The sequence below is a fragment of the Vibrio sp. 1F255 genome (assembly GCF_041439145.1).
Classification (GTDB): domain Bacteria; phylum Pseudomonadota; class Gammaproteobacteria; order Enterobacterales; family Vibrionaceae; genus Vibrio; species Vibrio crassostreae_C.
Window position 1 is genome coordinate 78,990 of the sequence record NZ_JBGONQ010000004.1, and the last position, 14,567, is coordinate 93,556.

Here is a 14,567-nt window from a genome sequence, read left to right on the forward strand (position 1 = left end):
GGTAATTATGTATTTTGAATCTTTGAGTGATTTCTTTGCCATGGGAGGCTATGCCTCCTATGTATGGAGTGCATTTGGAATCACATTTCTCGCGATGATCATTTTACTGGTCGTAAGCGTTCGTCGTGGTAAGCAATTACTAAATGAAGTACAAGCTAAGATTGATCGTCAAGCTCGTATCGATGCAGCAAAAAATATGGAGAACACTCTATGAACCCAAGACGTAAAAAGAGGCTGGGCATTGTCTTAGCGATCTTTTTTGGTATCAGTGCGACTGTTGGATTGATGGTTTACGCACTTAACCAGAACATGGATCTGTTCTACACACCAACTGAGCTGGTCAACGGCAAAGATGGTAAGAAACCTGAAGTTGGTCAACGCCTACGTATTGGTGGCATGGTCGTAGTCGGCTCTGTAAGCCGTGACAATGAATCACTACGTGTAAGCTTTGATTTGCAAGATGTAGGCCCTAAAGTAACAATTCTATACGATGGCATCCTTCCTGATCTTTTCCGTGAAGGCCAAGGTATTGTTGCTCAGGGTGTTCTTAAAAATGCAACGACAATCGAAGCGTTTGAGGTGTTGGCAAAGCACGATGAAGAGTACATGCCTTCTGAAGTTGCGGAAGCAATGAAGAAAACCCATGAGCCTTTGCAATACACGACTGAACAAAAAGAAGGAAATGCTCAATGATAGCCGAGATCGGCCATTTTGCGATGATCCTGTCCTTGGGACTTGCATTGCTGCTAAGCGTGCTCCCACTGTATGGAGCCGCTCGAAATAACACATTATTGATGAACAGCGCACGACCGTTGTCGTGGGGTATGTTCGGATTCTTAGCGATTTCGTTCTTTATCCTGTGTTACGCGTTCTACACAAATGATTTTACGATTCAATACGTAGCAAGTAACTCGAATAGCCAACTGCCTTGGTACTACCGAATTACGGCGGTTTGGGGCGCTCACGAAGGTTCATTACTGCTTTGGGTTCTTATCCAAGCGGGTTGGACGGTTGCTGTAGCGACGTTTAGTCGTGGTATGCCTCAAGAGTCTGTGGCTCGCGTACTGGCTATCATGGGTTTGATTACTGTCGGCTTCTTGCTGTTCATTATCGTAACGTCTAACCCGTTCCTACGTACATTGCCTTTCTTCCCTGTAGATGGCCGTGACTTGAACCCACTACTGCAAGACCCGGGTTTGATTATTCACCCGCCAATGCTTTACATGGGTTATGTAGGTTTCTCTGTTGCGTTCTCTTTCGCAATCGCTTCTCTAATGAGTGGTCGTCTTGATACGGCATGGGCTCGTTGGTCGCGTCCTTGGACAATCGCAGCTTGGTTATTCCTAACGGTAGGTATCGCACTAGGTTCATGGTGGGCTTACTACGAACTTGGCTGGGGTGGCTGGTGGTTCTGGGATCCAGTAGAAAACGCTTCATTCATGCCTTGGTTGGCTGGTACTGCTCTAATGCACTCACTAGCGGTAACTGAAAAGCGTGGCACATTTAAAGCTTGGACAGTATTGCTGGCTATCTCTGCATTCTCGCTAAGCTTACTAGGTACATTCTTAGTTCGTTCGGGCATCTTGGTATCTGTTCACGCATTCGCGTCGGATCCTGCTCGTGGTATGTTTATTCTAGGTTTCCTAGTCTTTGTTATTGGTGGTTCACTGCTGTTGTTCGCGGTTAAAGGCGCATCGGTTCGTGTTCGCGGTAACTTCGATTTGGTTTCTCGTGAAAACGCACTGCTTGGTAACAACATCTTATTGATTGCAGCGCTTGTCGTTGTATTAGTCGGTACGCTACTGCCATTAGTTCACAAACAGTTAGGCTTGGGCTCGGTATCTATCGGTGCACCATTCTTTGACATGTTGTTCTTTTGGTTAATGATCCCGTTCTCGTTCCTGCTTGGTATCGGTCCTCTGATCCGCTGGAAACGTGACAACCTATCTAAGCTTGTTAAACCAATGCTGATTTCAGGTGCATTCTCACTTGGCTTGAGTGCGCTAATGGTTGCTCTATTGGCCGACCGCTTCAGTGGTACTGCGTTTGCTGGTTGGGTAATGGCGTTCTGGATTATCTTCATGCACGGCTTTGAGCTGCATGAGCGTGCGACTCACCGTCATACATTCTTGAAAGGTCTAACTAAGCTACCTCGTAGCCACTGGGCAATGATGTGTGGTCACATAGGTTTAGCCGTGACAGTGATTGGTATCGCGATGGTGCAAAACTACAGCATCGAACGTGATGTACGTCTGGCGCCAGGTGAAAGCTACCAGCTTGAAGAATACAGCTTCCTGTTTACAGGGGTTCGTGACAAAGATGGTCCTAACTACGATGGTTACATTGCTGACTTTGAAATTACTAAAGAAGGCAAATACATCAACACGCTTCACGCTGAAAAACGTTTCTACACCACAGCTAAGTCTATGATGACAGAAGCAGCGATTGACCGTGGCGTAACGCGCGACCTTTACATTGCAATGGGTGAACGTTTAGACGACAACAAATCTTGGGCTGTACGTATCTACTACAAACCATTTGTACGTTGGATCTGGGCAGGTTCTTTGATTATGTCGATTGGTGGCGCTATTGCTATCAGTGACCGTCGTTACCGTTTCCGTAAGCCAATCAAAAAGTCGGCTGAAGAGCAGGAGGCTTAATTCGAATGAACAAGAAGATTTTATTCATTCCATTGATTGCGTTCATGGTTCTAGCTGGAATCTTTGCAACGCAATTAATGCGCAACCAGTCGGGCGATGACCCAACTAAGCTAGAATCCGTATTGATTGGTAAGCCTGTTCCTGAGTTTGGTCTAGAAGACTTAGAACAACCAGGTAAGTTTCATGATCAAGCGATCTTTAAAGGCGAGCCACTGCTTCTTAACGTGTGGGCGACTTGGTGTCCTACTTGTTATGCAGAGCACTCTTACCTGAACAAGCTTGCGGATCAAGGCGTTAAGATCATTGGTCTTAACTACAAAGATGATCGCAACAAAGCGGTTGGTTGGCTAAAAGAGTTGGGTAACCCGTACCTAATTAGCCTGTTTGATGGTAATGGCATGCTAGGTCTTGACCTTGGCGTGTATGGCGCGCCTGAAACTTTCCTAATCGATGCTAACGGCGTAGTTCGCTACCGCCATGTTGGTGACGTGAACCCAACCAACTGGGCATCGACGCTTGAGCCGATGTATCAAGAGTTGTTGGAGGAATCGAAATGATTAGAAAGGCACTGATTACTCTATTCGCTACGTTCGCAATTTCAGCGACTGTTTCTGCTGCGCCTATCGAGTTCCATGAATTTGATACCGTAGATCAAGAACAGCAGTTCAAAGAGTTGAGTAATACGCTACGTTGCCCTAAATGTCAGAACAACACGATTGGTGATTCGAACGCTGAGCTAGCGGTCGACTTACGCCAAAAAGTGTATGAGATGACAAAAGACGGCAAGTCGAAGCAAGATATCATTGATTACATGATTGCTCGCTACGGTAACTTTGTGACTTACAATCCACCACTGACACTAGCTACATCGATCCTTTGGATTGGTCCGTTTGCGGTTGTTGTGTTTGGATTTGGTTTGATCATTTTACGAAGCAGAAAGTCAAAATCAAAAGCAGCAGTAGAGTCAGATAAAGACTGGGATGCAGACAAAGAAGCTCGCTTAAAAGCGTTACTCGATGAAGAGAACGACGGAGATAAGAAGTAATGACTCTATTTTGGATTTCTACCATTATCCTTTCGCTAGCGGCAATTTTCTTAATTGTTCTGCCTTTCATTAACAAGAAGGCAAACAATGACGAGATGCTTCGCGACGAGTTGAATAAAGCGTTCTATAAAGACCGTCTTGTCGAGTTAGAAGTAGAAGCAGAGGAAGGTCTTGTTGATAACCAACAAGAACTGATCGCTGATTTGAAACAGTCTCTGCTTGATGATGTTCCTGCACAAGAAGAGATGAAGAAAACTCAAATCTCTACGCTTGGTGTGGTTGTACCGTCGATCATTCTTGTCGTGGCTGTGACTTATGGTATGTACTTTAAGTTCGGTGCGTTGGACAAAGTTCAACACTGGCAAGAAGTGAGCTCGAACCTTCCTGAATTGTCTAAAAAGCTAATGTCATCGGAAGGTGGTGCACTAACGGATGATGAGTTGGAAGATTTGACTCTAGCGCTTCGTACTCGTCTGCATTACCAACCAAAAGATTCAACAGGTTGGTTGCTACTCGGTCGTATTGCACTGGCTAACCGCGACGCTGAAACAGCAAAAGATTCTATGGAACGAGCTTACAAGCTTGAACCTAAGAATGAAGATGTTCAGTTAGGTTTCGCACAAGCACTGATGCTTTCACCTGATGAAGCGGATCAAAACCAAGCTCGTTTGATTTTGAGCCGTTTGATTCAAAACGATTACGTCGACCTTCGTGTGTTCTCACTGCTAGCGTTCGATGCATTTGAGCGTCAAGACTACCCGGGTGCTGTGAAGTACTGGAGCATCATGCAACAGATGATTGGTCCACAAGACAGTCGCTATGAAATGCTTTCGCGCAGTATTGAAAGTGCTCAGAAGAAAATGGGCGACACTATGGGTGTCGACCAAGGTAAGACTGTTGCTGTAACGCTCGATCTATCTGCAGACGTGAATGCTGACCCTAACTCAGTGTTAATTGTGTCAGTACACAGAGCTGATGGTTCTCCAATGCCTATCGCAGCGGCACGCTACCCACTAGGGACTTTCCCTCGTACGGTTGTGCTAGATGACGGCAACAGCATGCTGGAAGGGCAAGAGCTGTCTAGCCTTGAAACACTGATGGTTAGAGCTAGGCTTGATACAGACGGCAACGTTTCAACTCGCGAAGGTGATTGGTACGGTGAAAGTGAAGTGGTTGAATTGGGCGCTCCAGTTACCATTGATATCAATAAGCAATATTAATCATCACTTTGCATAGGTGTTATCTATTCCGATTTGCAGATAAACGGTATAGACTTAGCCAAACAATTGAGGCCAGCGATTGCTGGCCTTTTTTATTATTTGAATTCCTTATGGAAAAGGTGATATGTCTGTCAGTGTTTTAAGACTCTCGAGTTTACTTTTTATCGCAAGCTTAACGGTTGGGTGTTCAAGCGCGCCGGACGAAAGTGTTGACGATGATAACCTCGAAACCTCTGAATACGTCGAAGAGTCCCACTCCAATGATCCTTTTGAAGGTTTCAACCGAGCGATGTGGGATATCAACTACGAATATCTAGATCCTTACTTAGTTCGCCCTGTTTCCCTCGCTTATGTTGACTACACCCCTGTGCCAGTGCGTTCTGGTATCTCCAATTTCCTAGCCAACTTAGACGAACCATCAAGCATGGTGAATAACCTTATTATGGGCAATGGTGAAAAAGCACTCGACCATTTCAATCGTTTTTGGATTAACTCAACGATTGGTTTGTTAGGCTTAATCGATATTGCTAGCGAAGCTGGGATCACCAAGTACGATGATAAGTCGTTCTCTGATGCGATTGGTCATTACGGGGTAGGAAATGGTCCGTACTTCATGGTGCCGGGTTATGGTCCACTAACAACTCGAGAAGTGACTGAAACCGTCGATGGTATGTATGTGCCTCTGTCGTTCTTGAATTTCTGGGCTAGCTTAGGCAAGTGGGCATTTGAAGGCATGGAAACACGTGCTCAGTTAGTATCACAAGAAGCGCTGTTGGATAGCTCTCCTGATCCATATGCATTAACGCGTGATGTTTACATTCAACGTCGTGATTTCAAAGCCGAGATTGAACCTGAAGAGGTCGACCTTGAAGAAGAAGATTTCATCGATGGTTATCTAGAAGATTACTAGAAACACGATTTAGAAAACCGATAAAAGACAGGCTCGATGTTGATGCAACATCGAGCCTTTTTAATATTTTCTACTTTTAGGGCGGTAGATTAGAAGCGGTAGTTCGCTTGGATGCCCACTAACCAGATGCTACCAGTCACTTCACCTTCGAAGTCACCACCAAATGGCGCAGAACTTGCGTCATCTTCAACCATTTTTGCGTCTTTCGCTAGGATGTAAGTGAAACCAGCGTCTAGTGTTAGTTGCTCAGACCATTGGTAGCCAGCACCAATACTTAACCAAGTGCGGTCTGTTTCCGGAATCGTCGCAGTACGGTGTTCATCGCTTACCGCTGAAGTGTCGTACGCAATACCAGAGCGCAGAGCTAACTTAGGTGTCATTTGGTAAGTTGTACCGATCGCAAAGCGGTAGTTGTCTTCCCAGTTCTCTTGCTTGATATCTTGAGTTCGAGCAGGACCGAATTCAGGGATGTCAGCTACTAGTTCTTCAAAGCTACTCCAATTAGTCCAGTTAACGCTCACATGTACAGCGACTTTATCTGATAGTTGATGGAAGCTTGCAAGCTCGGCGGTTGCTGGCAATGCAAGTTGCATTGAGCCGTTATATTTTGACTTCACAGGAGTACCTAAAGCGCCAGCAACAGCATCAAAAGCGACACCATTTGCGTGGCCCTCAAGCGTTAGGTCTACTTCTGACTTGTAGGTAAAACCAAGGCGGTTGTTTTCATTGATCTGCCAAGCGGTACCAACTTGCCAGCCCCACGCTGTGTCATCACCTTCCATGTATTTTAAAGCTGTACCTTGAGGCATAGGAACTAGAGAGTTAACTGTAGATACCGCTCCAAAGCTACCTTCAGCCATGATGTAACGAATACCACCACCAATAGATACGCTTTCAAGTACTTGGTAAGCCGCGTTTAGGTTTAGCTCCATCGTAGTAACACTTGCTTCGTTACCGTGGTTTGCGCCACCAAAGTCTTTACCTAGGTCTGTTTCCATACCGTAGTTAGTGCCAGCAGCAAAGCCTAATGCGAACTTGTCGTTGTACTTATGAGAAACATAAAAGTTTGGGATTACTGCACTGTGCGCAAAATCGCTAGAATTTGACGAAGTAGATTGTCCCATCATGGACGTAGAAGTACCCTCGATATCGATGTTAGGGTCAACATAGATAGCACCAACAGAAACCTGAGTACCTTCTAGGTAAGTCAGCATGGCAGGGTTACGCCATTGTGCGTCTGCGCCGTCAGCCATTGCAGCTTCACCAGCGTATGCGCGGCCAAGGCCTGTTGCTGAGTATTCTGCTAGTTGAAAACCTGCCGCGTGAGTGACGGTAGAAGTCGAAAGTAGTCCAACTGCCACTGCAGCAGATAGAAGAGTCTTATTCATTTTCATTATTATGTTCGCTGAATCATAAGTATTTAGTGGCGTGATTCTACGTTTAGAGTCATTACTTTAAAAATGAAATTCGAATAAAACAGTGTTTTAGGGATTTAATGAGTAAATGTGTTTAATTATTAGAGAAATAATCTAAATGTTTCTGCTGTGTTGCGAAGTTTGAGCGTACACTTGTAGTCATATATTGACCTTGCAGGCTACAGTTGTAAGCTTAAATTGATGTAGGTCAGTGGTTTAGGCAATAAAAAAGGGTCGCATTATGCGACCCTTTGAGGTTTATAACCTAGCTTTTATTAGAAGCTACGGCTGTACTGTAGACCCATTAGGATTGCATCTGCACGAGTTGTTGCTGAAATTGACGAAACAACAGAAGTTGATTCATTAACTTTAACATCGTCGCCCATTAAGTATGTGAAACCAAAGTCTACGTTTGACGCTTCGTTGATGTGGTATGTGAAACCAGCTGAGAACCATTGGCGATCTGAATCTGGAACTGAAACTGAAGTGACTTCATCTTGTGCACTTGTGTCATACATGTAGCCGGCACGAAGTGTCCAATCGCGATTCATGTAATATGTACCACCTAGAGAGTAGTGCATACCATTCTGCCATTCGTAATTGTTTAGAACACCTGCTTTGTCTGCTTCTAGCTTGTCAAATGAGCTCCAACCAATCCATTGCACTGAGTAATGAACTGCGAATTTAGTATCTTCAATCTTGTGGAAACCAGAGAACTCAACCATATCAGGTAGAGGCATATGAAGGGTATCATCTTTATATTCAGTGCCTTGGTAGCTGATATCGCCTTCAGCTTCAAGTTTCGGAGAGTAGTGGTAAGCCAAACCAAAACGGTTATTTTCATTTAACTCGAAAACAGTACCAAGGTTAAAGCCCACAGCCCAACCATCCGCTTCAGCATCAAGAACTGTTTGACCTGCTTGTGGCAAGCCTGGGATTGGCGGAGTATTAACTTCCGAGCTCATTGTTCGTTTCAGTTCGCCTTTACCGTAAATAAGGTCAAGGCCTGCACCAAAGCTCCACTGTTTGTTTAGACGGTATGAACCAGCTAAACCAAAGTTAACACTTTTTACATCTGTTAGGCCGCCGTATTCACCACCCACATAGCTATCGCTGAATTCAGTTTTTGTACCGAAGTTAGAATAAGCATTTACACCCCATGCAAATTTATCATTTACTGGAACGATTAGATGAATGTTTGGTGCAATCGAAGTATCGCCAGCATCGTCATAGTCAGCATTGCTAGAATTACCGCCCATGAAGCCTGTGTAAGTAGCATCCTTGACTTCAATCATAGAAGTGATGCTTTCAAAACCAAGAGATAGTTCAGTTTTGTCAAACAGTGCCATTGCCGCAGGGTTACGTGCCATTACTGACGCGTTATCTGCGATTACTGCATCACCAGCGAAAGCACGGCCGATACCGGTAGCTGATTGTGCGTTAAGTTGGAAACCTGCTGCCATCGCTTGCGAAGACGCCAGTGTAATTGTTACTGCTAAAAGAGACTTTTTAAACAGACGCGTGTTGTTGGTAGTCATTCATTTATTCCTTTATATATCCGCCTCTACAGGGCGATTAATTTGAGCAATTGCTCAATGGTGGCTGATCCTATTCGCAAGTATACGATATACAAATCCGACCATTGGGAATTTTGAGTGGAAAATTATGGAAATGACGCCTATCTGGCACGAAAATGGTGTGAAATGCTGTTTTTTAGAGTTTTAACTCTAGAGGTATTGGTGGTGTGAATGGTTTTGTGGTTTATTTATAAATAAAGCCCAGCAATATCAGTAATATAATTGCTGGGCCTTTTGTGACGGGGCTTTAAGAGCGAATCAGCTCATTGGTTTGATCATTTTTGTCAGCTTTTCGGCGATTTTGGAAACATCCTCACCATTTTCACCCACAAGGATTAAGCTGCTGCCATCTACGGGTGTTACCGAGCCGGACATGCCTTTTTCATCAAAATCGATAGGTTTGTCTGTTGGAATACCGGTTAAAAACAGTGTTACTTTGCCTTTTGCGCCTTGGAAGACCATATGTACTGCGTTGGATTTACCAAAGCCACAGTGGTTTAGGTAATAAACATGGTAAGGGAAAGCGTCATCAAACTGAAAAGCAAATGGGTTCATTTTTGCGTTGATCTGCTGCGATGTAACCTGTTCATCGATGCTACTAACAAAGCTCTTCTCATCAACAACATGCTTCATCGCTGTATCAACTAAACTAGCTTGCGCAGGTGAAACGAATGCATTTCCCCAATTCACTTGGCCAACTAATAAACCTGCAACGAATGCTACTGAGGCGGCCATTGCCATTGCTCGTCTCGCAAACGTTGGCCTTACTACTTTGCTTTCTTCGCTTGAGGTCTGATTGAATAGAATACGATCAGCAAGATCGTCTGGCACATCCACATTCATCGCAGAGTGGATCTGTTTATCAAGCGCTAGTACATCGTCTAAGAAGTTACTATTGGCTTCGCTATTCGCGGTCGCATCAACAATATCTTGTGTACGTTGTTTAGGTTCCGACAATACACGACGACGAAATTCCAAATCATCCATTATGTTGCCCCCTCTCTGCCTCTTCTGTATCCAACAGCTCTTTCAACTGATTTCGAGCTCTGAATAAACGTGTCATCACCGTGTTTTTGTTGAGATCGAGAATATCGGCAATCTCATCACCACTAAAACCACCAATCACTTGCAAGAAGAGAGGTTCACGGTAATCAATTTCAAGTTTCATGATCTGGGCTTGCAACCACTGATGCTGATGGTGCGGGTCATCACTGACACTAGCATCGTTACCGTGATCGTCGATATCAACCAGATCAAACTGTTTGCGTTCAAAACGTCGAGCGTTCTCGCGTCTCAAGATGGTAATCAGCCAAGATTTGGCGGCTTTTTCATCTTGAAGGCTATCGAGTGACTTCCATGCACGAAGGCAAGTTTCTTGAACTAAGTCTTCGGCAATGCTTTTGTCTTTGCATAACCAATAGGCGTAGCGAAAGAGGTCACGATGATAGGCGCGCACAAGTGCTTCGTATTTTCTTTGTTTGTCCATATCAGAGTTGACCGGACGCTTGGCTGTTTTCTTTCCAAACATTTTTATTATTGACACACGAGCCTCCATAATTGCTCTGCGTATAGCTGTCCTCTATACGTTGTGCTTCGTTTTTATATTTTTAGAGCTAACGATCGGCAGGAAATCGTAAAATCACATTAAAATTGATCTACTTCAAAATCTAAGGCCTCGAACCCGTTATAGTACACCTTGTCGTCTAGTTAGTCATTCGTGGCTAGCATGTTGAGCAAGACGACACTTCCTTTTGAAGGCTGACTTTACTTTCTCCTAATCAGGAAACTGATTATTTCAATTGGCGCTAAGTTAATTGCTTTATATACATTCCGACCACACAGCTTTGTGTGGTTTTTTTTTGCCTCAAGAAAACCATTCCCTACACAGCGATAACAGTCTTTGCTTACAATAGTTTAGTCTCTTACGGCAACCTTTCCCCCAAAAAGGTTCGCCTGAATGCGCAGTTATATTTTCAAACAGTGAGATACTCGTATCACGTTTATTTAAACGCTCGTTTGATTTAATTAACAACTTCTTTACAATGCTTCAGGTCAGACCTCTTAACTTTAAGGAGAAACCATGGGCAAACAGGAAGTCAAAACGCGTTCTGGAGAACGTGTTGCCGTTGTCGCTGGATTACGAACCCCATTCGCTCGTCAGAGCACAGAATTTAGCCAAGTGCCTGCGGTCGACTTAGGCAAAATGGTTGTGAGTGAAATGCTTGCAAGAACGGATGTCGATCCTGCGCTTATCGAACAAGTTGTGTTCGGCCAAGTAGTGCAAATGCCAGAAGCGCCGAACATTGCGCGTGAAATCGTGTTGGGCACAGGCATGAACATCAATACCGATGCCTACAGTGTCACACGAGCATGTGCGACCAGCTTCCAAGCGGCAGTTAACGTGACCGAAAGCATTATGGCTGGCACGATTGATATCGGTATTGCGGGCGGTGCGGACTCTTCTTCTGTATTGCCTATCGGTGTTTCGAAAAAGTTAGCGGCAAATCTATTAGCGCTGAGTAAAACGAAAACTATGGGTCAAAAGCTGAAGATTCTTAAAACACTTTCCGTAAAAGATTTGATGCCAGTACCACCTGCAGTTGCTGAATACTCGACCGGTTTATCCATGGGACAAACGGCTGAGCAAATGGCTAAGACGCATGGTATTACTCGCGAAGCTCAAGATGCACTTGCTCACCGTTCTCACTCTTTGGCTTCTCAGGCATGGAAAGAAGGCAAGATTAAAGACGAAGTGATGACGGCATTCCCGGCACCTTACAAAAAGTATCTAGCGGAAGACAACAACATTCGCCACGACTCAACGGTTGAAGGATACGCCAAGCTACGTCCTGCTTTTGATAGAAAGTACGGCAGTGTAACGGCAGCCAATGCTACGCCTCTTACCGATGGCGGTGCAGCAGTGATGTTGATGCGCGAAGGTAAAGCGAAAGAACTAGGCTTAGAAGTGCTTGGTTATATTCGTGGTTATGCGTTCTCAGCGATTGGTGTTGAAACAGATATGCTGATGGGCCCGACTTACGCGACCTCACAAGTATTAAAGAACACCGGTTTAGAGTTGTCAGACCTAACACTGATCGAAATGCACGAAGCATTCGCTGCCCAAGTTTTGGCTAACGTGAAAATGTTCGCAAGCGATGAGTTTGCACAGAAGAATCTTGGCCGCGATAAAGCGATCGGTGAGATTGATATGGAGAAGTTCAACGTGCTGGGTAGCTCGATTGCTTACGGACATCCGTTTGCAGCGACTGGCGCACGCATGATGACTCAAACATTACGTGAACTGAAACGTCGCGGTGGCGGCTTGGCACTGAACACAGCGTGTGCGGCTGGTGGTTTAGGTGCAGCAATGATCTTGGAGGTAGAATAATGTCTACGACTCTTGATGCAACAACAGAAAAAGAAACAGTCGCTCAACCAGATTCAACCTCTGCGACTGAATCAACCAAAAAGAAAGCGACAGCATTTACTCTCAATATCGATGAGCAAGATATTGCTTGGTTAGCGATTGATGTACCAAACGAGAAAATGAACACGCTGCAAGCGGCTTTTGCTGAAGAAATGAAAGCCATCTTCGAGCAACTCAAAGAAAAGCAAAGCCGAGTTAAGGGCCTAATCGTTCATTCTCTTAAGCCAGATAACTTTATCGCTGGTGCTGATGTAAGAATGCTTGATGCGTGTAAAACGGCTGACGAAGCACAGTCTCTGGCTCGCCAAGGGCAGGAGATGTTCCAAACGCTTTCTGAACTACCGTACCCAGTAGTCGCAGCGATTCACGGCCCATGTTTAGGTGGTGGTTTAGAGCTTGCACTGGCGTGTGATTACCGTGTATGTACCGATTCAGATAAGACTCGCGTTGGTCTGCCAGAAGTACAGTTAGGTCTGTTACCAGGCTCTGGCGGTACACAGCGTCTACCTCGCCTTATTGGTTTGTTGCCATCTCTTGACCTAATCCTTACGGGTAAGCAACTGCGCGCTAAGAAAGCGAAATCGCTCGGTGTTGTCGATGCTTGTGTGCCTGAAACTATCCTGCTTGAAGTCGCTAAAAGCTTTGTTGAAAAGAATACGGGCAGTAAAAAAGGTAAGCGCCTTGCGTCGAAAAGCCAAGCGTCGACCAAAGAAAAGCTGATTTCACGTAACGGCCTTGGTCGTAAAGTGATTTTTGAACAAGCTTCTAAGAAGACCAATCAGAAAACACGCGGCAATTACCCAGCAGCGGATGCGATTTTAGACGTGATTCGTTATGGCCTTGAGAACGGCTTTGATAAAGGTCTTCAGTATGAAGCGAAGCGTTTCTCAGAACTGGTTATGACTTCAGAGTCTAAAGCCCTTCGTTCGATTTTCTTTGCAACAACGGAAATGAAAAAAGAACACGGCGCAGACGCAGAACCCAAAGCGGTTAAGCGTGTTGGTGTGCTAGGCGGTGGTCTTATGGGCGCAGGCATCAGCCATGTCAGTGTTGCTAAGGCGAAAGTGCCTGTACGCATTAAAGACGTATCAAATGAAGGTGTACTGAACGCGCTTAACTACAACTTCAAGTTGTTCGATAAGCAGCGTAAGCGTCGCATTCTGAGCCGAGCGGGCCTTGAAAGTAAGATGCTTCAACTGTCTGGTGGTATCGACTTTACGAGCTTTAATCACACCGATGTGGTGATTGAAGCGGTATTTGAAGACCTCGACCTTAAGCAGTCAATGGTTGCGGACATCGAAGCCAATGCCAAGCCAGAGACTATTTTCGCGACGAATACGTCTTCATTGCCGATCCATAAGATTGCGGAGAAGGCGCAGCGACCAGAAAACGTGGTCGGTCTTCACTACTTCAGCCCAGCCGAAAAAATGCCGCTAGTAGAAGTTATCCCTCATGAAACTACGTCAGAAGAGACGATTTCTACGGTTGTTGCATTAGCGAAGAAGCAAGGTAAAACGCCGATTGTTGTGAAAGACACGGCTGGTTTTTATGTGAACCGTATTCTTGCTCCGTACATGAACGAAGCAGCGCATTTACTGCTAGCGAACGAGCCGATTGAAAAGCTCGACAGCACGTTATTGGACTTCGGTTTTCCGGTTGGTCCTATCACTTTATTAGATGAGGTGGGTGTTGATATCGGTGCGAAGATCATTCCGATTTTAGTGAATGAGCTTGGCGATCGTTTCCAAGGTCCTGATGTGTTCGATATTCTTTTGAATGACAATCGTAAAGGCCGCAAGAGTGGTAAAGGTTTCTACACTTACAAAGGCAAGAAGAAGGAAGTGGATAAGTCAGTTTACAAGCTGCTTAAGCTGCAACCAGATCCTAAGTTGAGCGATAACGATATCGCGATGCGCTGTGTGTTACCTATGCTAAACGAAGCGGTTCGTTGTCTAGACGACGGCATTATCCGCAGCCCTCGTGATGGTGATATCGGTGCGATTTTCGGTATCGGTTTCCCGCCATTCCTAGGTGGTCCGTTCCGTTATATGGATCAAATCGGCATTAAGTCACTGGTTGAGATGATGAACGATTTCGCTAAGAAGTACGGTGATCGTTTCGCGCCATGTGATGGCCTACTGACACGTGCTGGATTGGGTGAGTCTTTCTACAAGTAACTCTCTAACTCATTGATTAAGAAGCCCGTATCAAGCAATTGATGCGGGCTTTTCTGTTTTATGAACGAGTGTGAAAGGAATGAGATTCCCGACTCAGTCGTTCCTCCTTCTCGGGAATGATGATTGAGAGATAAAA

Annotated in this window: 13 protein-coding genes; 9 read left to right on the plus strand and 4 right to left on the minus strand. The window is 45.0% G+C overall.

Annotation, left to right across the window (positions count from 1 at the left end):
* Positions 1-7: 7 nt before the first annotated feature.
* The 7 genes from ccmD (at position 8) to ACED41_RS04410 (ending at position 5,835) form a co-directional block, all read left to right on the plus strand.
* Positions 8-214, plus strand: coding sequence for a heme exporter protein CcmD (gene ccmD, locus ACED41_RS04380; RefSeq protein ID WP_009848525.1), 207 nt, complete (start codon positions 8-10; stop codon positions 212-214).
* Entirely contained in the window at positions 211-693 is a 483-nt protein-coding gene (gene ccmE / locus ACED41_RS04385; protein ID WP_017064106.1) for a cytochrome c maturation protein CcmE, read from the plus strand. Before ccmD ends, ccmE begins: the two co-directional genes overlap by 4 nt.
* Positions 690-2,660: a heme lyase CcmF/NrfE family subunit gene (locus ACED41_RS04390; RefSeq protein WP_371724540.1), complete on the plus strand. Its 1,971-nt coding sequence runs from the start codon at positions 690-692 to the stop codon at positions 2,658-2,660. Before ccmE ends, ACED41_RS04390 begins: the two co-directional genes overlap by 4 nt.
* Positions 2,661-2,665: 5 nt before the next feature.
* Entirely contained in the window at positions 2,666-3,217 is a 552-nt protein-coding gene (locus ACED41_RS04395; protein WP_017060653.1) for a DsbE family thiol:disulfide interchange protein, read from the plus strand.
* Positions 3,214-3,705, plus strand: a complete 492-nt coding sequence (locus ACED41_RS04400; RefSeq protein ID WP_017066364.1) for a cytochrome c-type biogenesis protein — start codon at positions 3,214-3,216, stop codon at positions 3,703-3,705. The genes ACED41_RS04395 and ACED41_RS04400 overlap by 4 nt, the downstream gene beginning before the upstream one ends.
* Positions 3,705-4,925 carry a c-type cytochrome biogenesis protein CcmI gene (ccmI, locus tag ACED41_RS04405; RefSeq protein WP_017071950.1) on the plus strand — a complete coding sequence of 407 codons (1,221 nt, stop codon included), beginning with the start codon at positions 3,705-3,707 and terminating at the stop codon, positions 4,923-4,925. The genes ACED41_RS04400 and ccmI overlap by 1 nt, the downstream gene beginning before the upstream one ends.
* Before the next feature lie 124 nt (positions 4,926-5,049).
* Positions 5,050-5,835: a VacJ family lipoprotein gene (locus tag ACED41_RS04410; protein ID WP_017071951.1), complete on the plus strand. Its 786-nt coding sequence runs from the start codon at positions 5,050-5,052 to the stop codon at positions 5,833-5,835.
* An 89-nt stretch (positions 5,836-5,924) separates the two neighbouring features.
* Here the strand turns inward: ACED41_RS04410 and ACED41_RS04415 are convergent, their stop codons facing one another.
* The 4 genes from ACED41_RS04415 to ACED41_RS04430 all read right to left on the minus strand — a co-directional run bounded on the left by ACED41_RS04415 (position 5,925) and on the right by ACED41_RS04430 (position 10,355).
* Entirely contained in the window at positions 5,925-7,229 is a 1,305-nt protein-coding gene (locus ACED41_RS04415; protein WP_371724541.1) for an outer membrane protein transport protein, read from the minus strand.
* A gap of 296 nt (positions 7,230-7,525) precedes the next feature.
* On the minus strand, positions 7,526-8,788 hold the full coding sequence (locus ACED41_RS04420; protein ID WP_102320197.1) for an outer membrane protein transport protein: 1,263 nt from the start codon (positions 8,786-8,788) through the stop codon (positions 7,526-7,528).
* 297 nt (positions 8,789-9,085) lie between these two features.
* Positions 9,086-9,814 (minus strand): DUF3379 domain-containing protein, encoded by a 729-nt coding sequence (locus tag ACED41_RS04425; RefSeq protein WP_017060647.1) that lies wholly within the window; start codon positions 9,812-9,814, stop codon positions 9,086-9,088.
* Positions 9,807-10,355, minus strand: coding sequence for a sigma-70 family RNA polymerase sigma factor (locus ACED41_RS04430; protein ID WP_017060646.1), 549 nt, complete (start codon positions 10,353-10,355; stop codon positions 9,807-9,809). Before ACED41_RS04430 ends, ACED41_RS04425 begins: the two co-directional genes overlap by 8 nt.
* Positions 10,356-10,907: 552 nt before the next feature.
* Between ACED41_RS04430 and fadI the strand changes: the two genes are divergently transcribed.
* Positions 10,908-12,215 carry an acetyl-CoA C-acyltransferase FadI gene (fadI, locus tag ACED41_RS04435; protein ID WP_017060645.1) on the plus strand — a complete coding sequence of 436 codons (1,308 nt, stop codon included), beginning with the start codon at positions 10,908-10,910 and terminating at the stop codon, positions 12,213-12,215.
* A complete protein-coding gene (gene fadJ, locus ACED41_RS04440; RefSeq protein ID WP_102332825.1) occupies positions 12,215-14,431 on the plus strand; it encodes a fatty acid oxidation complex subunit alpha FadJ in 2,217 nt (738 codons plus the stop codon). The genes fadI and fadJ overlap by 1 nt, the downstream gene beginning before the upstream one ends.
* Positions 14,432-14,567 lie beyond the last annotated feature (136 nt).